Origin of the sequence: Tabrizicola sp., assembly GCF_041913445.1 — a bacterium.
Lineage (GTDB): Bacteria > Pseudomonadota > Alphaproteobacteria > Rhodobacterales > Rhodobacteraceae > Tabrizicola.
Genome location: NZ_JAYSFG010000004.1, coordinates 215063 through 233986 on the forward strand (window position 1 = coordinate 215063; position 18924 = coordinate 233986).

Consider the following 18924-nt stretch of genomic DNA (forward strand, 5'->3'; position numbering starts at 1 on the left):
GTTTTCCTCTGCCCTGCTTCTGAACGCACCGCGCCATTCCGACCACCACGTCAACCCCGGCCGCCCCTTCCCCGCACTCCGCCTGCCCGAAGAGGCGCCCCGCCTGCCCTGGCCCCTGCCGCTTGCCTGCATGATCGCGCTCTTTCCCCGGCTCTGGCGCCGCATGATGCGCCCGCATCTTCAGCGCCTGCGGAAAACCTCACCCCGGGACACGGCGGCTTGACTGGCCTTGGCCGCAGGTCTCTGGCACTCTCTCCCCGTCCGAACGGAGAGCCTTATGCGTGCCCTGATCCTGTCGCTGATCCTGTCCTCGACCCCGGCCTTCGCCGAAACCCCGCTTGACGCGGCGGGCTTCGACGCGGCCACGCGGGGGGACACGATCACCTACGACTACGGCAGCGGGCTTTTCGGCACCGAGGAATATCTCGACGACCGCCGGGTCCGCTGGGCGTTCGAGGGCGATCTCTGCATCTACGGCGTCTGGTACCAGAAGGACGACCAGATCTGCTTCGAATACGAGAACGACCCAACCCCGGCCTGCTGGCTCTACTTCCTGGAAAACGGCAAGATCCGCGGCCGCTACATGGGCGAAGGCGGCGGCTGGGAAATCCTTGAATCCTCGCGCGATGGCGGGCCCTTGCCCTGCGCCGGGCCGGACGTGGGCGTCTGATGCGGGCTGTGGCGCTGCTCGCGCTGCCTGCCCTACGCCGAAACGCTCGACGGTCCCGGCCCGGACGCGGGGGTCTGACCATGGCCGCCTTCGCCCGGCTTGTGACCGTCCCGGCCCGCGCCGCAGCTCCGCTTGCCGGTCTCTTCGGGACTGCGGCTTATGTTCTAGGCCGCAAGGTGAAGGGGCAGGAACCGGGCGCGGGCTACGGCGGCACAGCCTGCCGACCCCGGCCTGCGGGAGTTTCGTCCGCGCGGGCAGCCGCGTCATCTCGCAGCACCGGGACGATCCACCGGGACACCAGCCGTTCGCATCGCGGTCAGCGACCCGCCACCCGACTGCCCCCTCCCTGGCCCGGTGACCGAATGACCGCGCCCCTTCGCACCGCAGCCGCCCTCGCCCTCGCCCTGGCCGCACCGGCCCAGGCCGAAGCCCCCATGACCGCCGAGGCGTTCGAGGCGCATGTCACCGGCAAGACCGTGACCTACCAGCAATACGATAGCCTCTTCGGAATCGAGGAATACCTGCCCGGTCGCAAGGTCCGCTGGTCCGTCTCGCCGGACATGTGCCAGTACGGCAGCTGGTATCCCGAAGGCGACGACATCTGCTTCGTCTACGAATACGACCCCGTCCCGCACTGCTGGACCTTCTGGCTGCGGGACGGCGCGATGGTGGCGCTTTCGGCCGACGGCCAGCCGGGGGAAGAGCTTTACGAGGTTCAGGCCAGCGACACGCCGCTGCCCTGTCCGGGACCCGAGGTCGGCGTCTGATGCACCCCCGCCTCGCCCCCGCCCTCGCCCTGGTCCTCACGGCCGCCGCCGCCGCAGCCCAGCCGATGCCGCCGGAAGAGTTCGACACCTTCGCGACCGGCCGCACGCTCGACTACGCCGTCGACGGCCGGGTCCTCGGCTCCGAGGCCTACTTCCCCGACCGGACCGTCCGCGACGCCGACACGGGCGGCCCCTGCCGCACGGGCTTTTGGTATCCCGATGGCCCGGCCGTCTGCTTCGTCTACGACGGCAGCGACCAGCGCCACTGCTGGCTTTACTGGCGCGAGGGCGGCGAGGTCTTCGCCAAGCCCGTGCTCGCCGGTCCCGATGAGCCCGCCCAGACCGTGACCCCGGCGGCGACGCCGCTTTCCTGTGCCCCCGAGGTGGGCGTCTGACATGCGCAGCCTGCTTCTCTCCCTGATCCTCGCCAACCCGGCATCGGCCGAAACACCCCTGACGGCCGAGGCCTTCGACGCCCTCACCCAGGGACGCACGATGACCTGGGCCGAGTTCGGCCAGGTCTACGGGGTCGAAGCCTACCTGCCCGGCCGCCGCGTCCGCTGGATGCTCGTCGGCGGCGACTGCAAGCTTGGCCACTGGTATCCCGACGGCGCGCTGATCTGCTTCCGCTACGAGGACGACCCCGAACCCGACTGCTGGACGATCACCGAAGCCGGTCCCGCCCTCCACGCCCGTGCCGCCGGAACCGCGGCCGACGCCGCCCCCGTCGTGGTCGAGGAGACCGCCGAACCGCTCGCCTGCCCCGGACCCGAGGTCGGCGCATGACCCGCATCGCCCCTGCCCTCCTCATGGCGCTTCTGCCTGCCGCGGCCGTCGCCGAAACCGACCCGCCGATGACGGCCGAGGCGTTCGAGGCCTTCGTCCAGGGCCGCACCTTCGACACCCATGATCAGACGGGCCGCTACGGCGTGGAAACCTTTCTCCCCGGTCGCCGCGCGATCTGGCGCGATGCCGAGCAATGCCTGCAAGGCACCTGGCGTCCGCAGGGCGACCAGATCTGCTTCGACTACGAGGGCGACGCCTTCACCTATTGCTGGACTTACCACGACCGCGGCGACTGGATGATGGCGTGGCTCGACGGCGACCGCTCCAGCGCGCCGATCATGCTTTACCCGGCAGAGGAGGTGGTGACCTGCGAGGGCTACTTCGGCGTCTGACCTGACGCGCCGGTTCACCCCGTGCCCAAATTTCTTAAGCAAGAAATTTGCCAGAATCCTTCCTTAAGGATTTTGTTGGCGTCGCACGAAAAAGGTAAACGCTTCGCAAACCTCCACGCGCAACCCGTTGAATCCAAAGGGTCAGCCACCGGCGCCCAGCGTGGACAGGAACCTCAGAACAGGCTCCCCTGCCCCCCGTCCGCCTCGCCTTTCGACCGCTTCCCGGCCCTGCCGCCGACCAGAAGCCGCCCGTCCCGGAACTCGATCTCCAGGCTCGCCGCCTTCTCCGCCCCCGTCTTCGAGGTCACGACCGCCCCATCCCCCCTGACGACCGCATAGCCCCGCTTCAAGGTCTCGGCATAGCCCAGCGTCACCCGGGTCCGGTCCAGCGCCTCCAGGCGATCCGAAAGCCGCCGGAACCGCTGGTCGGAAGCCGCCTCCAGCCGCCCCTCCAGACGGGAAAGCTCCCGCCGCCCGTCCGACACCTTCCTACCCGCCTCGCCCATCATCCGCGCCAGCGCCGGGGCGAGCCGCGCCGCCAGCCCCTCCAGCCGCTCCCCCCGCCGCTCCAGCCGCAGAAGGATCGCGCGGACCAACCGCTCCTCCCGCGCCGCCAGCTGATCGCGCTGTCGCGCCACCAGCCCGCGCAGGGCCGCAGGCTGCAACCGCCCCGCCACCCGGTCGAACTCCCGGTGCTTCCGGCTGACCGCCAGCCCCAGCCCCGAGCCGAGCCGCATCCCGCAGGCATCCAGCCTCTGCCGCGGCGTCGCCAGCAGCGTCTCCACCCGGGGAAGCGCACGGCTCAGGTCCCGCAGCCGCTGCCGCCGCAGCACCACGCCCTGCCCGATGCCCCGCACCAGCCGCGCGCCCAGCGCCTCCAGCGTGGCGAGCAGCTCCAGCCGCACCGGCACCGCCAACTCCGCCGCCGCCGTGGGGGTCGGCGCCCGCAGGTCCGCCGCATAGTCGATCAGCGTCGTATCCGTCTCGTGCCCGACAGCCGAGATCAGCGGGATCCGCGACCCCGCCGCCGCCCGCACGACGATCTCCTCGTTGAACCCCCAGAGGTCCTCCAAGGACCCACCACCCCGCGCGACGATCAGCACATCGGGTCGCGGGATCGGTCCGCCCGGTTCGATCGCATTGAACCCCCGGATCGCGGCCGCCACCTGAGCCGCGCAGTCCTGCCCTTGCACCGCCACCGGCCAGACCAGCACGTGCCGGGGAAACCGGTCGCGCAGCCGGTGCAGGATATCCCGGATCACCGCTCCACTCGGAGACGTCACCACCCCGATCACCTTCGGCAGGTACGGAATCGGCTTCTTCCGCGCCGGATCGAACAGCCCCTCTGCCCCCAGCGCCGCCTTCCGCTTCTCCAGCATCGCCATAAGCGCGCCCGCCCCCGCCGGGGCCACGTCATCGACGATCAGCTGGTACTTCGACTGGCCCGGGAAGGTGGTCATCCGGCCCGTCGCCACGACCTCCATCCCCTCCTCGGGGCGCACCTGCATCCGCGCGACCTGGCCCTTCCAGCTGATCGCCGCGATGACGCTGCGGTCATCCTTCAGGTCGAAGTAGAGATGCCCCGAGGCCGGACGGGACACCCGCCCCACCTCGCCCCGGACCCGCACCAGCCCGAACTCGCCCTCGATGACACGCTTCACAGCGCCCGAAAGTTCGGACACGGTGTATTCAGGCTGGTTGCCGCTGGGCCGGGGGCCGTCGTCTTCGAAAAGCTCGCTCATGGGCCATTGATGCCCGATCCCGGCCCCCGACGGAAGCGCCGGAATTACGCCGCCGCGCGCTGGTGGGTGCCCTCGGCGATCTCCTCGACCAGCTTGGCGCAGAAGGCCGGCAGGTCCTCGGGCTTGCGGCTGGTGACCAGACCCTTGTCCGTCACCACCGCGCTGTCTTCCCACAGCCCGCCCGCGTTCTTCACGTCGGTCTGGATCGAGCCATACGAGGTGACCTTCCGCCCCTTCACGATCCCGGCCTCGACCAACAACCACGGCGCATGGCAGATCGCACCCACGACCTTCCCGGCCGACCAGAAATCCTTGATGAAACCGATCGCTGCATCCTCGACCCGCAAGAGGTCCGGGTTGATCTGGCCGCCCGGCAGCACGAGCGCGTCATAATCCTCGGCGTCGACCTCGGACAAGACCTTGTCCACCGGCACCGGCCGGCCCCAGTCCTTGCCCGCCCAGCCCTTGATCTCGCCCGCCTTCAGCGAGACGACATGGACCTCGGCCCCTTCCGCGCGCAGGTGCTTGACCGGCACCTCCAGTTCCGACTGTTCGAACCCGTCCGTCGCCAGCACCGCGACCCGCTTGCCTTGAATGCGCATTCTGAATTCCTTTCCTGAGGGTTTGGCCGACCCAACGCCGCGCTCCGGCCCGAGTTCCCCGTCCTCACCTGGGCTTGAGCGCCCCTTCTCGCCACACTAGCCTTCCGCCATGTCCGACCGCACCCTGATCCTCCACCACGACGACCTCGGCGCGAGCCGCAGCGCCAACCGGGCCTTCGTCGAGCTGTCCGACAAGGGTGTCGTGACGAGCGGCTCCGTGATGGTCCCCTGCCCCTGGTTCGCCGACCTGGCGCAGATCGCGCGGGACCGGCCCGACCTCGACATCGGCGTCCACCTGACCCTGACCTCGGAATTCCCCCGCTGTCGCTGGCGGCCGATGACCGGGGCGAAGGGCCTGATGGATACCAGCGGCCATTTCCCCACCACGTCGGAGGAGGCCGCAACCCGCGACCCCGCCCTTGTCCGCGCCGAACTCATCGCCCAAATCGACGCGGCCTATGACGCCGGGATCGACGTCACCCACCTCGACACCCACATGCTGGTGATGGCCTTCCCCAGCCTCCTGCCCGTCTATCTGGAGCTTGGGGACCGCTATGACCTCCCCATCGTCCTGACCCGCGACGCCACCCGCTTCCTCCCGCCCGGGTCCGACCTGACCGAGGCCTTCCGCATCCTCGACCAGCGTGGCATCCCGCCCATCGGCAAGTTCCTCCACACGCCCTTCGGCAATCTCTCCCCCACGCCCGAGACCTACGCCCAGATCCTCGACCAGGCCCAACCCGGCCTCACCTTCTGCGCCTTCCACTTCACCGCACCCGGCGATGCCGAGTGGATGAGCGACGACGCCCCCACCCGCCTTGCCGAATACCGCATCTTTGCCTCTGGCTGGGCGAACGACTTCCTCGCGGACCACGGCTTCCGCCTTTCCGGCATGCGCGCGATCCGCGACCGGATGCGGGCCGCCTGACAGGCTTGCCCTCGGCCCCATCGCCGCCTAAGAGGCACCAAACGGCAGGAGGCGCGCATGAACATCCTCATCCTCGGTTCCGGTGGCCGCGAACATGCCCTCGCCTGGGCGGTGAAGCAGAACCCGAAGACCGACCGCCTGATCGTCGCCCCCGGCAATGCGGGCATCGCGATGCTGGCCGAATGCGCCGACCTGAACATCCTCGACGGCTCCACCGTGGTGACCTTCTGCGAGGAAAACGCCGTCGACTTCGTGATCGTCGGCCCCGAAGCCCCCCTCGCCGCCGGGGTCGCCGACGCCTGCCGCGCCGCGGGCCTCCTGACCTTCGGCCCCTCCGCCGCCGCCGCGAAGCTGGAGGCATCGAAGGCCTTCACCAAGGAAATCTGCGACGCCTGCGCCGCCCCCACCGCCGCCTGGGCCCGCTTCTCTGAGCCCGAGCCCGCGAAAGCCTACATCCGCGCGGAAGGCGCCCCCATCGTCGTCAAGGCCGACGGCCTCGCCGCCGGGAAGGGCGTCATCGTCGCCATGACCGAGGCCGAAGCCCTCACCGCCATCGACGACATGTTCGGCGGAGAATTCGGCGCGGCCGGGGCCGAGGTCGTCATCGAGGAATTCATGCAGGGCGAAGAGGCGAGCTTCTTCATCCTCACCGACGGCACCCACGCCCTCCCGATCGGCACCGCCCAAGACCACAAGCGCGTGGGCGACGGCGACACCGGCCCCAACACCGGCGGCATGGGCGCCTATTCCCCCGCCCCCGTCCTGACCGAGGCGCTGCAGGCCCAAGCGATGAACCAGATCGTCCTCCCCACCATCGCCGAGATGGCCCGGCGCGGCACGCCCTACCAGGGGGTCCTCTACGCGGGCCTGATGATCCAGGACGGCAAGGCCCGCCTCGTCGAATACAACGCCCGCTTCGGCGACCCGGAATGCCAGGTCCTGATGATGCGCCTCGGCGCGCAAGCCCTGGACCTGATGCTGGCCACCGCCGAGGGGCGGCTCAACGAAGTCCAGGTCAACTGGGCCGACGACCACGCGCTGACCGTCGTCATGGCCGCCAAGGGCTATCCCGGCGCCTATGCCAAGGGCAGCACGATCAACGGCCTCGACCGGATGCCCGAGGACAGCCGCCACATGGTCTTCCACGCCGGGACCGCGCTGCGTGACGGCCTTGTCACCGCGAACGGCGGCCGCGTCCTGAACATCACCGCCCGCGGCGCGACGCTGGAGGAAGCCCACCACCGCGCCTACGCGATGATCGACCTCCTCGACTGGCCCGAGGGCTTCTGCCGCTCGGACATCGGCTGGCGCGCGCTGCCGAAATGATCCTTCGCGACAAGCCCGGGATCCTTGCACTCCTCTTCGCCGTCCGCGGCTCGGTCCTGCCGGTCATCGCGCCGCAACTGCTGTTCGTGGCCCTCTTCTCCACCGCCGTCGTCGCCATCGACCGCTTCGTCTGGACCCTCCCCCATGTCCAGGCCGCGCCCTTGGCCGTCTTCGGTGTCGCGCTCTCACTCTTCCTCGGCTTCCGGAACAACGCCGCCTACGACCGCTGGTGGGAAGCCCGCCGCCTTTGGGGAGGCCTCCTCGCCGACGCCCGCGCCATCGCCCGCGAGGCCGAAATCTTCCTCCCCGACGCCACCGACCGCCGCCGCCTCCTGACCGCGATCCGCGCCTTCCTGCACCAGCACCGCTGCGCGCTTCGCGGCCTGCCCAATGACGCCGCCGCCCTCCGCGACGTCCCGTCGACCACCCCCGACACAACCCTCGACGCGATGGCCTTGCACCTGGCCGAGGCGCACCGCGAAGGCCGCATGGACGGCTTCGGCGCCCGCACGCTCTCCACCCGCCTCTCCACCATCGCGCTGGCGCAAGCGGGCTGCGAGCGGATCAAGCTCACGCCCCTCCCTTACGTCTACTCCCTCCTCATCTTCCGCACCTCCTGGCTCTACTGCCTCCTCCTCCCCTTCGCGCTGCTCGAGCCGACCGGCTGGCTCACCCCCGTCTTCGCCGTCATCGTCGCATACACCTTCTTCGGCCTCGCCGAGGTCACGGAAGAGCTCGCCCACCCCTTCGGCCTGACCGCCAACGCGCTCCCCCTCGACGCCATCTGCCGGACCGCCGAAATCTCCCTCGCCCCCCACCTGGACGAACCCCCACCCCCGCCGCTGCAACCCGTCGATTACCGCCTCGACTGACCCTTGCGCCCGCCCAAACCCCCGCATAAGAAGCGGGCGTTTTGAACGCCCAAGGGGGAGGCGCGGATGCCGCTTCTGGTGATGAAATTCGGCGGAACCTCCGTGGCGGACCTCGCCCGGATCGAGAACGCCGCCAAAAAGGTCCAGGCCGAGGTCGAGCGCGGCTATGACGTCATTGTCATCGTCTCCGCCATGTCCGGCAAGACCAATGAAATGGTCGGCTGGGTTGAACAGACCTCCAAGCTTTACGACGCCCGCGAATATGACGCGGTAGTCTCCTCGGGCGAGAACGTGACTGCCGGCCTCATGGCGCTGCGCCTGCAGGAGATGGGCATCCCCGCCCGGTCCTGGCAGGGCTGGCAGGTGCCGATCAACACCACCTCGGCCCACGGCCAGGCCCGCTTTGTCAGCATTCCGCGCGACAACATCGACGCCAAGTTCGCCGAAGGCTTCAAGGTCATGGTCGTGGCCGGCTTCCAGGGCGTCAGCGCCGAGGGCCGGATCACAACCCTGGGCCGTGGCGGCAGCGACACCACCGCCGTGGCCTTCGCCGCCGCCTTCGGGGCCGAGCGCTGCGACATCTACACCGACGTCGACGGCGTCTACACCACCGACCCCCGCATCAGCCCCAAGGCCCGCAAGCTCGACAAGATCGCCTTCGAGGAGATGCTCGAGCTGGCCTCCCTCGGCGCCAAGGTCCTGCAGACCCGCTCCGTGGAACTGGCGATGCGCTACAAGGTGCGGCTGCGCGTGGTCTCCTCCTTCGAGGAGGTCGACGAAAACTCTGGAACCCTGGTCTGCGACGAGGATGAAATCATGGAATCGAAAGTCGTCTCCGGCGTCGCCTACAGCCGCGATGAAGCCAAAATGACCCTGCTGAAGGTCGAGGACCGGCCCGGCATCGCCGCGGCGATCTTCGGCTCGCTTGCCGATGCTGGCGTCAACGTGGACATGATCGTCCAGAACATCTCGGAACAGGACGACCCGTCCGACAAGCGCGCCCATACCGACATGACCTTCAGCCTGCCCACCAACCAGGTGGACCGCGCGAAGAAGGCCATCGAGGACGCCGCCGCCGCCGGCAAGTTCGTCTACACCTCGCTCGTCACCGACACCGACGTCGCCAAGGTCTCGGTCGTGGGGATCGGGATGCGCAGCCAGGTCGGCGTCGCGGCCAAGATGTTCGCGGCCCTTGCGGCCGAGAACGTGAACATCAAGGTGATCACGACGTCGGAGATCAAGATCTCGGTCCTGATCGACCGCAAGTACATGGAACTCGCTGTCCAGGCGCTGCACGACACGTTCGAACTCGACAAGGCCTAGGCTACTTGACCTCGGGCCACTGGTCCGGCGGCGCTTCCAGAAGGGCGCGCAGCCGGGCGACCAGCAGGTCGGTCACGAAGGCCATCGTGAAGAAGGCCATGCAGGGCAAGCCGGTCTCGCGCGCCGTCTCGATGGAGTCGCCGATCAGGATGACCGGAACTCCGGCTTCCGCCAGACTGCGGACCGTCGAGATCTGGCGCGGGGTCGCGTCGTCGATGTCCAGGATCACCGCGCAGTAGCTCCGTGCCCGGTCCAGCCGCATTGCAGCGCGGAACCCCTGCGATGTCAGCGCCTCGCCAAGATCTTCCCGCAGAACGGCATTCCGGATCAGGCACAGGACCGGATTGGCCCTTTCGGGGCGGCGCTCGATGAAGTCCATGGTACGTCCTTTCTCCGGTCATTCTGGACCAGAGAGGGAAAAATTTACAGCAAAATCATATACATATTCGGAGGAAGCGCCTACCGTTGTGCAGATGCCGCCTTTGCAGGGACTTGTGCCACTTGATCCAAATGAGACATTCGCTCATTATGAGTAAAAGCCAGGGTGCACCATGTCTGACGGGACACGTGACATCGGAAAGCGGGGCGACCGGCTGCAGGTGATGCTGGCCGAGGAAGAGCTTGCAGCGCTGGACAATTTTCGCTTCAACGCACGCATGCCCAGCCGCTCGGCCGCGGTGCGAGAGCTGATCCGCCGCGGTCTGGCCGCCGACGGGTATTTCTCTCAGGCCGGACAGAACGCGCAGTCGTCGAAATTCGGAGTCCTCGGCAACGGCGACGGCGACCCGGACTGATCTCCCTTGCCACGGTCGCATAGGCGGCCCGGCTAGTCGTCCAGTATCCCCAGCAAGTCCTGATGGCAGGCCGCCCCTGCGCGGTTTCCCGTCGATGCCGCCTGCGTGGCCGAGGGATAGGGCCGGGCCAGGTCTCCCGCGGCAAAGACGCCCGGCACCGTGGTCCGCTGGTGATCATCCACCTTCAGATGCCGCCCCATCGGCGTCTCCACCACCTCGCACCCCAGCTCCTCCCCCAGCGGCGAGGCCGGCTCTTGCCAGGTCACAAGATAGAGCGCCCGCATTGCCGCCCGGTCGCCACCCTCCAGCTCCACCGACTCGATCACACCACCCGTGTGATGCACCCGCACCACCTTCCCGACCTGCCGCCGCAGGCCCGGCCGGTCCAGCTCACTGGCCTGGTCCTCCGTCACCTCCACGCCGTTCTCCAGCAGGATCAGGTCATCCGTCCAGTCCGCCAGGTGCACCGAGTGGTGCATCGGAATCGCCTCCCAGGCCAGCAGCCCCGTGGTCCGGTCGGCAAGCTCGTAGCCGTGGCAATAGGGGCATTGCACCACCGTCTTCCCCCAGCACTCCGCCAGTCCCGGGATGTCCGGCAACCGGTCGCGCTGCCCATAGGCCAGGATCACCCGCGCCGCCCGCACCTCTTCCGGCCCCTGCAGGACAAAGGCTCCCGACTTCCCCGAAATCCGCTCCACCCGCCCCTCCAGGTACCACGCCATGGGATAGGCCAGCACCTCGGCCAGCCCCTTCGCCCGGATCGCCTGCGGCGCGGCCCCGTCCATCCCCAGGAACCCGTGCGAGGCATGGGCATAGAGGTTCCGCATCAACCCCTCGTCGATGATCACCACCCGCCGCCGCCCCCGCGCCAGCATGATCGCCGCCGAAAGCCCCGCGAAGCTTCCCCCCACCACCGCCACATCCGCCTCGATCATCCGCCCGCTCCCGCTTCTCCCCGACCCAAGGCCCGGACCCCCGAACCGGTTCCCCCTGCCCATTCCGCAGGCACCACCCCAACCCCCGCGCGCATCCCGCGCAATTCCGTTTCCATCCGCGCAACACCCCCCTATAGAAAGGGGAAGACCAGGAAGGACCCGCGCCCCATGCCCGAACGGACAGAAAGCGAAAGTCGCAAGCTTCTCCGCCGCCTGCGCGATGTCCTGTCCGTCCCGGGCGAGGGGCAGGACCGCCTCGACAGCATCACCCATCTCATCGCCGACAGCATGGGGACCGAGGTCTGCTCGATCTACCTCTTCCGCGATCCCGAGACGCTGGAGCTTTGCGCCACGGAAGGGCTGAAGAAGGAAGCCGTCCACCAGACCCGCATGAAGCTCGGCGAAGGCCTCGTCGGTCGCGTCGCCCGCTATGGCCAGCCGGTGAACACCGCCGACGCGCCCTCGGAAAAGGGCTTCCGCTACATGCCGGAAACCGGGGAAGAGCTCTTCTCCTCATTCCTCGGCGTGCCGATCCAGCGCGTGGGCGAGAAACTCGGCGTCCTTGTCGTCCAGTCCAAGACCGCCCGCCAGTTCAACGAGGACGAGATCTACGCCCTCGACGTCGTCGCGATGGTGCTGGCCGAGATGACCGAGCTTGGCGCTTTCACCTCCGGCGACGGGGCGATGCGCGCGCTCCACAAGCAGCCCGTCATGATCCGCGGCACCTCCGGCCAGGAAGGCGCCGCCGAAGGCCGCGTCTGGCTCCATGAACCCCGCGTCGTCATCACCAACCCGGTGGCCGACGACCCCCTGACCGAAATCGACCGCATCCGCCACGCCGTGGGCGAGCTGCGCGTGTCGATCGACGACCTTCTGGAAGCCGAACAGCTCGACAAGGACCAGAAGCAGGTGCTTGAGGCCTACCGCATGTTCGCCCATTCCCGCGGCTGGCTGCGGCGGATGGAAGAGGACATCATGCGCGGTCTCTCCGCCGAGGCTGCGGTGGAAAAGGAACAGTCCGCCGCCCGCGCCCGGATGGAGCAGGTCCCCGACCAGTACCTCCGCGAACGCCTGCAGGACCTCGACGACCTCTCGAACCGGCTTCTCCGCATCCTGACCGGACAGGGCAAGGACACCGGGGCCGAGATGCCGGACAACCCGGTCCTCGTCGCCCGCAACATCGGCCCCGCCGAACTTCTTGACTATGGCCGCAAGCTCAAGGGCGTCGTGCTGGAGGAAGGCTCCGTCGGCTCCCACGCCGCCATCGTCGCCCGCGCCCTCGCGATCCCGCTCGTCATCAACGCCAGCCGCATCGTCGCCGAGGCGCTGAACGGCGACCCGATCCTTGTCGACGGTGACCAGGGCATCGTCCACCTGCGCCCCGAGGAAACCGTCGCCCGCGCCTTCCGCGACAAGATCGCCATGCAGGCCGAGGCGCAGAAGCGCTACGCGTCCCTGCGGAACCTGCCCGCCACTACGCTTTGCGGCACGACCATCGCGCTCCACATGAACGCAGGTCTCATGGCCGACCTTCCCAGCCTCGAAGGCTCGGGCGCCGACGGCGTAGGTCTCTTCCGCACCGAACTCCAGTTCCTGATCCGCTCGAAGATGCCCCAGCGCGCGGAACTCGCCCGGCTTTACGCCCGGGTGATGGACGCGGCCAAGGGCAAGCGCGTGGCCTTCCGCACGCTCGACATCGGCTCGGACAAGGTGCTTCCCTACATGAAGCCGCCCGAGGAGCCGAACCCCGCCATGGGCTGGCGCGCGGTCCGCGTCGGCCTCGACAAGCCCGGCGTCCTTCGGATGCAGGTCCAGGCCCTGATCCGCGCCGCGAACGGACGCCCGCTCACCATCATGTTCCCGCTCATCACCGAGCTCAGCGAATTCCAGGCCGCCCGCGCCCATGTCCTGCGCGAACTTCACCGGGAAAAATCGCTCGGCCACCCGGTCCCCGAACGGATCGAGATCGGCGCGATGATGGAGACGCCCTCCCTTGCCTACGCGCCGAAAAGCTTTTTCGAACTGACCGATTTCATCAGCGTCGGCGGCAACGACCTGAAACAGTTCTTCTTCGCCGCCGACCGCGAGAACGAACTCGTCCGGCGCCGCTACGACACGCTGAACCTGTCGTTCCTCGCCTTCCTGGAACAGATCATCGCCCGCTGCGCCGAGACCGCGACGCCGCTCTCTTTCTGCGGCGAGGATGCAGGGCGGCCCATCGAGGCCTTGGCGTTGGCCGCCATCGGCTTCCGCACGCTCTCGATGCGCCCTGCGTCGGTGGGGCCGGTCAAGGCGCTTCTGCGCAAGGTGAACCTCGCCGAGGCTCGCGCCGTGATCGACAAGGCTCGTGCCGCAGGCGAGGAAAGCGCGCGCACAATGCTGATGGACTGGCTGGCCACGCAAGAAACCGTCTGACCACCGACACTCCTGACACCACGCTGTCAGGAGCCTTCTGCTTTCCTCCGGGCACCGAAACCGGAAAGGAAAAGCCCGCATGAACCGCACCCCCGTCAATCCCTGGCCCTGGTCCCTGCCGCTTGGCTACAATCAGGCCGAACTTCTCACCGGAGTAACCCGACAACTGATCTGCGCCGGGCAGACCGCTGTCGATGCCACCGGCGCGCCGCAGCACCCGGGCGACATGCGCGCACAGCTGGCCCTGGCACTCGACAATCTGGAGGCCGTGCTGGTGGCGGCTGGCATGTCTCTGGCGCAGATCATCCGGCTCAACGTCTATGCGACCGATGTCGATGCCGCTATGCGGAACTTCGACCTTCTCGGCCGGCGTTTCGGTCCCCTCGGCATCGCCCCGCCGATGACGCTTCTCGGCGTCACGCGGCTGGCACTCCCGCCCCTGATGATCGAGTTGGAGGCCACCGCCGCCGACTGACCCTGCCCGTCGGGCGTGCTAGGCTTGCGGGATCGAAGCGAAAGGATCGGGAAGATTCGCCGCGCGGAAAGACTTTTCAGGCTGGTGCAGGACCTGCGCGCCCACGGCGTCAGCCGGGCCGAAGACATGGCCCGGCGGCTGGAGGTCAGCACCCGCACGATCTACCGCGACATCGCGCATCTGCAGGGCTCGGGCCTGCCCATCGAAGGCGAAGCCGGGATCGGCTACCTCCTCCGCCCCGGCTTCGACCTCGCGCCCGTGACCTTTACCCATGATCAGGTCGAGGCGCTGGCCCTGGGCCTCGCCTATGCCGAACGCGCGGGCGATCCGGTCCTGGCCCATGCCGCGCGCGAGGCGCGGGCCAAGCTTCAGGCCGGGATGCCGCGACCCGAGGACCGCACCCTGACGGACGCGCCCTATTTCAGCCTCCACGCCCGGATGCCGCCGCAGGCGCGTCTCTTGCGTGAGGCGATCCGCAAGCGTCGCATCGTGCAGATGACCTACCGCGACGGCGCCGACCGCGCCTCGGACCGGCGCGTCCGGCCGCTGGCGATCTGGAGCTTCACCGAAGGCTGGATGTTCACCGCTTGGTGCGAGCTGCGCGCCGACTTCCGCACCTTCCGCTTCGACCGCATCCTGGACCTGTCCGCGACCGCCGAGACCTTCGAGGAAACCGAGGCGACCAGCCTCGCCACCTTCCTCGCCCGCGACACTTGCGAAGGGCCTACTCTGCCTGCCGTTCCAGCACAAAGGGAGCTAGATCAGCCACTCGGCCAAGGCTTAACAGATCCCTAACGTCCGCGACCAAGCTATTGTTTTTGTTGCTGGATCAGAGTTTGTCCACCGTGGACACATCTCCGGCCCCGACCAGCCCCGCCTCCCACAGCCGCTCCAAAAGGGCCTGCAGATCCGCCGCGATCCTCTCCCGCGGGGTGCCCGGAAAGGCCTCCTCCAGCGCCTCTTCCAGCTCCTCCGGGGTGCCCGGCTCCTCCAGCATCGCCCAGATCGCCGCCGCGAGCGCATCCATCCGCTGGATCGCCCGCCCCTCCGGATCGGCCAGGTACAGGACTTCCCCGATCCACCGCACCACTACCCCCACCCGCTGGACGACCGTGCGTCCCAACGGGCCGGGCCGGTAATCCAGAGAGGCCGGCCCGAACCGCCGCTCAACGCCCCCTTCGACCGGCACGGCCCAGGCACGGAACCCCGCCGTCAGGCAGGCCACCGCCCCATCCAGGTCCGCATAGACCAGCTTCCAGACCGCCGCCGCTTCCAGACTGGCCGCGATCACCTCCAGCACCTCGCCCGAATGCCGGTCGCGGGTGAAGTTCTGGTGAAGAAGCGCATCCATCGCCGCATCCGCGCGGACCGGGATCAGTTCGGCCTCCACCGGCTCGTCCCGGCGGTCCAGAAGGACGAAGGCCCCCAGGGGCAGGGTCTCGCCGTGGGTCGGCTGACCGGCGATGGGAAGGTAGTGATACTGCCGGTTCCGCGGCCCCGGCACCGCCTCGGCCCAGCTGCGGAAACCCGCAGGCAGGCTCTCCGGCAAGGGAAGTCGCAGACGCGGGGCCGTTCCCATCGCATGGCCCAGCGCAGGCCCGCCCTGCGGAAAGGACAGCGGCACGACATCGTCCGAAAAGACCCGGTGCCCGGCACGGGCGAAGGCGGCGGACAGCGTGCTCTTCCCGGCCCGCCGGATGTTCGGGAACACGACCAGCCGCCCGGCAATCTCGACCCCGGCGGCATGAAGGCAGATCAGCCGGGGATCGGACAGCGGCAGGGCCACCGCAAGGCCGGCCATGGCATCGCAAAGCGCGTTTAGGGGATCCCAGTCCTGCGGCGGTCGGTCCTCGACATGGCTCTCGCAACGCAGCAGCGGCGCGTCGGGCCGCGCGGTGATCGTGAAGAAAGCAGGGGTATCGCCCGGTTCGACGATACGGAAGGGCCAGCCCACAACGATGTCCGGCAGAAGCGGCAGCACGACATCCGCGCCCTGCAGACGAAGCGGCGCGGCGACGCCCTGAAAGAGAATGTCCCGCTGCACTCTCGCAGTCCCATGCTGATGCCTTCGGCGCAGCTAGCCGCGCCGAAGAAAGCGATGCAAGGCCTCAGGGGGCGGTGCTGGTACCGCCGCAACCCGCATCATCATCGGTGGGGCCCGAGCAGGTGCTGGGCCGGGTGCTGTTGGTCGGCGAGGTCGTCCGGGACGGCGGTGTCGGCGGGGTCGGAGGCGTAGCCGGAGTCGGTGCGGTGCTGGACGTCGACCCGCTCGACCCGCTGCTTGCGTGCGCCACGCTTACCGTGGTCATCGCCGGCGCTGCATAGGCGGCCAGAGCAAGGGCGCCGATCCGGCCCAGGGCCTTGCGGCGGGAGAAGAGGGTGTCCTTCGGTTCGCTCATCTCATGTCCTTTCTTTTTGCATGTCGTGTCGACTGTCCCAACCAAGGGGTCTCATGCCCCCATTTGGTTCCCTTGGACTGCGGCAGGAAAAAGGCTCTGAACAGTGACCAGCGGTTTATCCGGGGTACATAAACCCAAGGTATAGGCGCAAATCGGCCGGAAATCGCCAAACGGGCCCAGAAGGGCCGCGTCAGGCCGCGGCGAAGAGGTCGCTGTATCTACGGCGAAGTTCGGCCTTCTGAACCTTCCCCATCGCGTTCCGGGGCAACTCATCCAGAATCAGCACCCGCTTCGGCAGCTTGAAGGCGGCCAACCGGTTGCGGAGCAAGGACCGGATGGCCTCTTCCGTCAGCGTCGCCTTGGGTGCCGCGACAAGGCAGGCCACCACCGCCTCGCCGAAATCGGGATGCGGCACGCCGATCACGGCCGAGGCCGCCACACCGGGCAGGTCGTCAAGCGCTGCCTCGACCTCGGCCGGGTAGACGTTGAGGCCCCCGGTGATCACCAGGTCCTTCGCCCGACCCAGAATAGAGAGATAGCCCTGGACATCGACGGCGCCCATGTCGCCGGTGATGAACCAGCCGTCGCGGAACTCTTCTGCCGTCTTTTCGGGAAGCCGCCAGTAGCCCTTGAAGACGTTCGGCCCCCGCACCTCGATCGACCCCGCCTCGCCCTGCGGCAGGACCTGGCCGTCAGGGCCGGTGATCCGGACCCCGACCCCCGGCAGCGGCATCCCCACGGTCCCGGCACGGCGGGAGCCGTCGTAGGGGTTCGAGGTGATCATGTTGGTCTCGGTCATCCCGTAACGTTCCAGGATCGCGTGCCCGGTGCGCGCCTGCCATTCGGCATGGGTCGCGGGCGACAAGGGCGCAGAGCCGGAAATGAAGAGGCGAATTTGCGCGACCGTAGCGTGCGAAAGGCCGGTGTCGGCGAGAAGCCGGGAGTAAAAGGTGGGCACGCCCATCATCACCGTGGCGTCCGGCAGCGCGGCCAGCACGCCAGCAGGCTGGAAGCTGCGGTGGAAGATCATGCTTGCGCCTGCATAAAGGACGCAATTCGTTGCCACGAACAGCCCGTGGGTGTGGAAGACCGGCAGAGCGTGCAAGAGCACGTCGGTTTCCGCAAAGCGCCAAAGACCGACCAGAGCCTCGGCGTTCGAGGCCAGGTTTTCGCGCGTCAGCATAACGCCCTTGGACCGTCCCGTCGTGCCTGAGGTGTAAAGGATCGCCGCCAGGTCGTCCGGGTCGTGGGCGGGATCGGGGAAGGCTTCCCCCTGCCCCGCAGTCCGCGCCAGAAGCTCTGGCAGTGCCATCACCCGGGCTCCGAGCGCCGCCAACCCGTCGACGCGGCCGGGATCGGTGACCGCCAGCGCGGGTTCGGCGTCGCGAAGGAAATGCTCGGTCTCGGCCACGGTGTACCCGGGGTTCACCGGCAGGAAGACCACACCGGTCCGCAGGCAAGCCAGGTAAAGCGACAGGACTGCCTCGCACTTGTCGACCTGAAGCAGCAGGCGGTCGCCTTTCCGGAGGCCCAGCGAAACAAGCGTGTTGGAAAGCCGCCCCGTCTCGGCCAGAAGGCCGGCATAGGTTTGCCCACCCCGGATCCAGACGCGGTCCGGATCGGCTGCCATCTGTTTCAGCTTCGCGATGACATCGGTGCTCATCCCGCCCCCCTTCTGGCCTTGGGACGCATTTACCCAAGGGACGGGGCGGATCGCAACCAGGTCAGGCCCGGACCACCTTGGGCGGCGTGGTGGCCAGTCGGAACTCGGCCTCGACCACCTCGGTCCCGTGCTCCTGCGCGAGCTTCAGAAGAGCGAAGCGGACGCGGGCAACCTCGCGGTAATAGGACAGGAAGGCCGCGTTCATCGCCGCCCCGGAGACTGCCCCGATCACCGGCACGGCCTGGGCGGCCAGCTTCTGGCCAAGCACCGAAGCAAGCTTGGGCGCAATGGCCGCGATCAGGTTCTGGACCGTCGACCCGGTCAGCGCAAGCCGCGTGCCGATGAACGAGGTGTTCACGCCGTCGTCCTGCTTAAGGGGACTTCCCGCGGCAAAGACCTGCAGGCATTCAGCGCGCACCCAGTCTTCATCAGGGTCGAACCCTGCCCCGCGCGCCTCGGCGCGAATGGCGTTCAGGAACAGCGTCACCGTCACCGGAAGCTCGGCCACCGCGGTCGGCAGTCCCCCTGCCCCGCCCGCCGCGCCCGTGGCTATGACGGCGGCCATCGGCCCCCGCGTGCCAAGCTCCGGCGCCCGCGCGGCAAGGCCGTAAGACGTCTGCAGCGCCTGAGCGGTCACCCGCTCGATCTGGGTCCGCACACTTTCGGGGAGCGCGGAAAGCTGGCTTTCCAGCGTCGACCCAAGCCGGTTCACCAGGCGGATCACCGGCCCGTTCGCGCGTTTGTAACGGCGGGCAAGGTCGGCCACCTGCGTGGCGAGGTCGGCAGTCTCGACAGAGGGAAGGTTCTGGTCCATTGCACTGATATGGGGCCGTTG

Annotated in this window: 20 protein-coding genes and 1 pseudogene; 14 read left to right on the top strand and 7 right to left on the bottom strand. The window is 68.4% G+C overall.

The window, feature by feature from the left end:
• The 6 genes and pseudogenes from ACE3Q6_RS07080 to ACE3Q6_RS07105 all read left to right on the top strand — a co-directional run.
• A pseudogene (locus tag ACE3Q6_RS07080) lies at window positions 1-223 on the top strand (alkane 1-monooxygenase); the annotation flags it as partial.
• A 54-nt stretch (window positions 224-277) separates the two neighbouring features.
• Window positions 278-670 (top strand): hypothetical protein, encoded by a 393-nt coding sequence (locus tag ACE3Q6_RS07085; RefSeq protein WP_374430133.1) that lies wholly within the window; start codon window positions 278-280, stop codon window positions 668-670.
• Window positions 671-1032: 362 nt separating this feature from the next.
• Window positions 1033-1437, top strand: a complete 405-nt coding sequence (locus ACE3Q6_RS07090) for a hypothetical protein (RefSeq protein ID WP_374430135.1) — start codon at window positions 1033-1035, stop codon at window positions 1435-1437.
• A complete protein-coding gene (locus tag ACE3Q6_RS07095; RefSeq protein ID WP_374430138.1) occupies window positions 1437-1832 on the top strand; it encodes a hypothetical protein in 396 nt (131 codons plus the stop codon). Before ACE3Q6_RS07090 ends, ACE3Q6_RS07095 begins: the two co-directional genes overlap by 1 nt.
• Before the next feature lies 1 nt (window position 1833).
• Window positions 1834-2223 (top strand): hypothetical protein, encoded by a 390-nt coding sequence (locus ACE3Q6_RS07100; RefSeq protein WP_374430140.1) that lies wholly within the window; start codon window positions 1834-1836, stop codon window positions 2221-2223.
• Window positions 2220-2615: a hypothetical protein gene (locus ACE3Q6_RS07105; RefSeq protein ID WP_374430142.1), complete on the top strand. Its 396-nt coding sequence runs from the start codon at window positions 2220-2222 to the stop codon at window positions 2613-2615. The genes ACE3Q6_RS07100 and ACE3Q6_RS07105 overlap by 4 nt, the downstream gene beginning before the upstream one ends.
• Before the next feature lie 173 nt (window positions 2616-2788).
• Here ACE3Q6_RS07105 and xseA read toward each other — a convergent pair whose 3' ends face one another.
• Together xseA and ACE3Q6_RS07115 are read right to left on the bottom strand one after the other, a co-directional pair.
• Window positions 2789-4357: an exodeoxyribonuclease VII large subunit gene (gene xseA, locus ACE3Q6_RS07110; RefSeq protein WP_374430144.1), complete on the bottom strand. Its 1569-nt coding sequence runs from the start codon at window positions 4355-4357 to the stop codon at window positions 2789-2791.
• A 44-nt stretch (window positions 4358-4401) separates the two neighbouring features.
• Window positions 4402-4959 (bottom strand): type 1 glutamine amidotransferase domain-containing protein, encoded by a 558-nt coding sequence (locus tag ACE3Q6_RS07115; protein WP_374430146.1) that lies wholly within the window; start codon window positions 4957-4959, stop codon window positions 4402-4404.
• A 109-nt stretch (window positions 4960-5068) separates the two neighbouring features.
• Between ACE3Q6_RS07115 and ACE3Q6_RS07120 the strand changes: the two genes are divergently transcribed.
• The 4 genes from ACE3Q6_RS07120 (at window position 5069) to ACE3Q6_RS07135 (ending at window position 9408) form a co-directional block, all read left to right on the top strand.
• The gene (locus tag ACE3Q6_RS07120; RefSeq protein ID WP_374430148.1) at window positions 5069-5887 is read left to right on the top strand and encodes a polysaccharide deacetylase family protein; all 819 of its coding nucleotides are present in this window, start codon (window positions 5069-5071) and stop codon (window positions 5885-5887) included.
• Between the two features lie 57 nt (window positions 5888-5944).
• Entirely contained in the window at window positions 5945-7213 is a 1269-nt protein-coding gene (gene purD, locus ACE3Q6_RS07125; RefSeq protein WP_374430150.1) for a phosphoribosylamine--glycine ligase, read from the top strand.
• Entirely contained in the window at window positions 7210-8085 is an 876-nt protein-coding gene (locus ACE3Q6_RS07130; protein WP_374430152.1) for a bestrophin family protein, read from the top strand. Before purD ends, ACE3Q6_RS07130 begins: the two co-directional genes overlap by 4 nt.
• A gap of 66 nt (window positions 8086-8151) precedes the next feature.
• Entirely contained in the window at window positions 8152-9408 is a 1257-nt protein-coding gene (locus tag ACE3Q6_RS07135) for an aspartate kinase (RefSeq protein WP_374430154.1), read from the top strand.
• Between the two features lies 1 nt (window position 9409).
• Here ACE3Q6_RS07135 and ACE3Q6_RS07140 read toward each other — a convergent pair whose 3' ends face one another.
• Window positions 9410-9787: a hypothetical protein gene (locus ACE3Q6_RS07140; RefSeq protein WP_374430156.1), complete on the bottom strand. Its 378-nt coding sequence runs from the start codon at window positions 9785-9787 to the stop codon at window positions 9410-9412.
• Window positions 9788-9959: 172 nt separating this feature from the next.
• On the opposite strand from ACE3Q6_RS07140, the gene ACE3Q6_RS07145 reads away from it, so the two are divergent.
• A complete protein-coding gene (locus ACE3Q6_RS07145) occupies window positions 9960-10202 on the top strand; it encodes a hypothetical protein (protein ID WP_374430158.1) in 243 nt (80 codons plus the stop codon).
• A gap of 32 nt (window positions 10203-10234) precedes the next feature.
• Here the strand turns inward: ACE3Q6_RS07145 and ACE3Q6_RS07150 are convergent, their stop codons facing one another.
• Window positions 10235-11137, bottom strand: coding sequence for an NAD(P)/FAD-dependent oxidoreductase (locus ACE3Q6_RS07150; protein WP_374430160.1), 903 nt, complete (start codon window positions 11135-11137; stop codon window positions 10235-10237).
• 168 nt (window positions 11138-11305) lie between these two features.
• On the opposite strand from ACE3Q6_RS07150, the gene ptsP reads away from it, so the two are divergent.
• The 3 genes from ptsP (at window position 11306) to ACE3Q6_RS07165 (ending at window position 14822) form a co-directional block, all read left to right on the top strand.
• On the top strand, window positions 11306-13552 hold the full coding sequence (ptsP, locus tag ACE3Q6_RS07155) for a phosphoenolpyruvate--protein phosphotransferase (protein ID WP_374430162.1): 2247 nt from the start codon (window positions 11306-11308) through the stop codon (window positions 13550-13552).
• Between the two features lie 79 nt (window positions 13553-13631).
• Window positions 13632-14027: a RidA family protein gene (locus ACE3Q6_RS07160; RefSeq protein WP_374430164.1), complete on the top strand. Its 396-nt coding sequence runs from the start codon at window positions 13632-13634 to the stop codon at window positions 14025-14027.
• 15 nt (window positions 14028-14042) lie between these two features.
• On the top strand, window positions 14043-14822 hold the full coding sequence (locus ACE3Q6_RS07165; RefSeq protein WP_374430166.1) for a helix-turn-helix transcriptional regulator: 780 nt from the start codon (window positions 14043-14045) through the stop codon (window positions 14820-14822).
• A 34-nt stretch (window positions 14823-14856) separates the two neighbouring features.
• On the opposite strand, the gene ACE3Q6_RS07170 is transcribed toward ACE3Q6_RS07165, so the two are convergent.
• The 3 genes from ACE3Q6_RS07170 to ACE3Q6_RS07180 form a co-directional block, all read right to left on the bottom strand.
• Window positions 14857-16071 carry a PqqD family peptide modification chaperone gene (locus tag ACE3Q6_RS07170; RefSeq protein WP_374430168.1) on the bottom strand — a complete coding sequence of 405 codons (1215 nt, stop codon included), beginning with the start codon at window positions 16069-16071 and terminating at the stop codon, window positions 14857-14859.
• A 545-nt stretch (window positions 16072-16616) separates the two neighbouring features.
• Entirely contained in the window at window positions 16617-18089 is a 1473-nt protein-coding gene (locus ACE3Q6_RS07175; protein WP_374430170.1) for an AMP-binding protein, read from the bottom strand.
• Between the two features lie 61 nt (window positions 18090-18150).
• Window positions 18151-18903: an EcsC family protein gene (locus ACE3Q6_RS07180; protein ID WP_374430172.1), complete on the bottom strand. Its 753-nt coding sequence runs from the start codon at window positions 18901-18903 to the stop codon at window positions 18151-18153.
• Between the last annotated feature and the right edge of the window lie 21 nt (window positions 18904-18924).

Bases quoted from the DNA above. Each gene is read 5' to 3' on its own strand.
- ACE3Q6_RS07100 (WP_374430140.1), top strand. From the start codon at position 1,834: ATGCGCAGCCTGCTTCTCTCCCTGATCCTCGCCAACCCGGCATCGGCC.
- ACE3Q6_RS07120 (WP_374430148.1), top strand. From the start codon at position 5,069: ATGTCCGACCGCACCCTGATCCTCCACCACGACGACCTCGGCGCGAGC.
- ACE3Q6_RS07140 (WP_374430156.1), bottom strand. From the start codon at position 9,787: ATGGACTTCATCGAGCGCCGCCCCGAAAGGGCCAATCCGGTCCTGTGC.
- ACE3Q6_RS07180 (WP_374430172.1), bottom strand. From the start codon at position 18,903: ATGGACCAGAACCTTCCCTCTGTCGAGACTGCCGACCTCGCCACGCAG.
- ACE3Q6_RS07145 (WP_374430158.1), top strand. From the start codon at position 9,960: ATGTCTGACGGGACACGTGACATCGGAAAGCGGGGCGACCGGCTGCAG.
- ACE3Q6_RS07135 (WP_374430154.1), top strand. From the start codon at position 8,152: ATGCCGCTTCTGGTGATGAAATTCGGCGGAACCTCCGTGGCGGACCTC.
- ACE3Q6_RS07115 (WP_374430146.1), bottom strand. From the start codon at position 4,959: ATGCGCATTCAAGGCAAGCGGGTCGCGGTGCTGGCGACGGACGGGTTC.
- ACE3Q6_RS07150 (WP_374430160.1), bottom strand. From the start codon at position 11,137: ATGATCGAGGCGGATGTGGCGGTGGTGGGGGGAAGCTTCGCGGGGCTT.
- ACE3Q6_RS07090 (WP_374430135.1), top strand. From the start codon at position 1,033: ATGACCGCGCCCCTTCGCACCGCAGCCGCCCTCGCCCTCGCCCTGGCC.
- ACE3Q6_RS07175 (WP_374430170.1), bottom strand. From the start codon at position 18,089: ATGAGCACCGATGTCATCGCGAAGCTGAAACAGATGGCAGCCGATCCG.
- purD (WP_374430150.1), top strand. From the start codon at position 5,945: ATGAACATCCTCATCCTCGGTTCCGGTGGCCGCGAACATGCCCTCGCC.
- ACE3Q6_RS07160 (WP_374430164.1), top strand. From the start codon at position 13,632: ATGAACCGCACCCCCGTCAATCCCTGGCCCTGGTCCCTGCCGCTTGGC.
- ACE3Q6_RS07105 (WP_374430142.1), top strand. From the start codon at position 2,220: ATGACCCGCATCGCCCCTGCCCTCCTCATGGCGCTTCTGCCTGCCGCG.
- ptsP (WP_374430162.1), top strand. From the start codon at position 11,306: ATGCCCGAACGGACAGAAAGCGAAAGTCGCAAGCTTCTCCGCCGCCTG.
- ACE3Q6_RS07095 (WP_374430138.1), top strand. From the start codon at position 1,437: ATGCACCCCCGCCTCGCCCCCGCCCTCGCCCTGGTCCTCACGGCCGCC.
- ACE3Q6_RS07085 (WP_374430133.1), top strand. From the start codon at position 278: ATGCGTGCCCTGATCCTGTCGCTGATCCTGTCCTCGACCCCGGCCTTC.
- ACE3Q6_RS07130 (WP_374430152.1), top strand. From the start codon at position 7,210: ATGATCCTTCGCGACAAGCCCGGGATCCTTGCACTCCTCTTCGCCGTC.
- xseA (WP_374430144.1), bottom strand. From the start codon at position 4,357: ATGAGCGAGCTTTTCGAAGACGACGGCCCCCGGCCCAGCGGCAACCAG.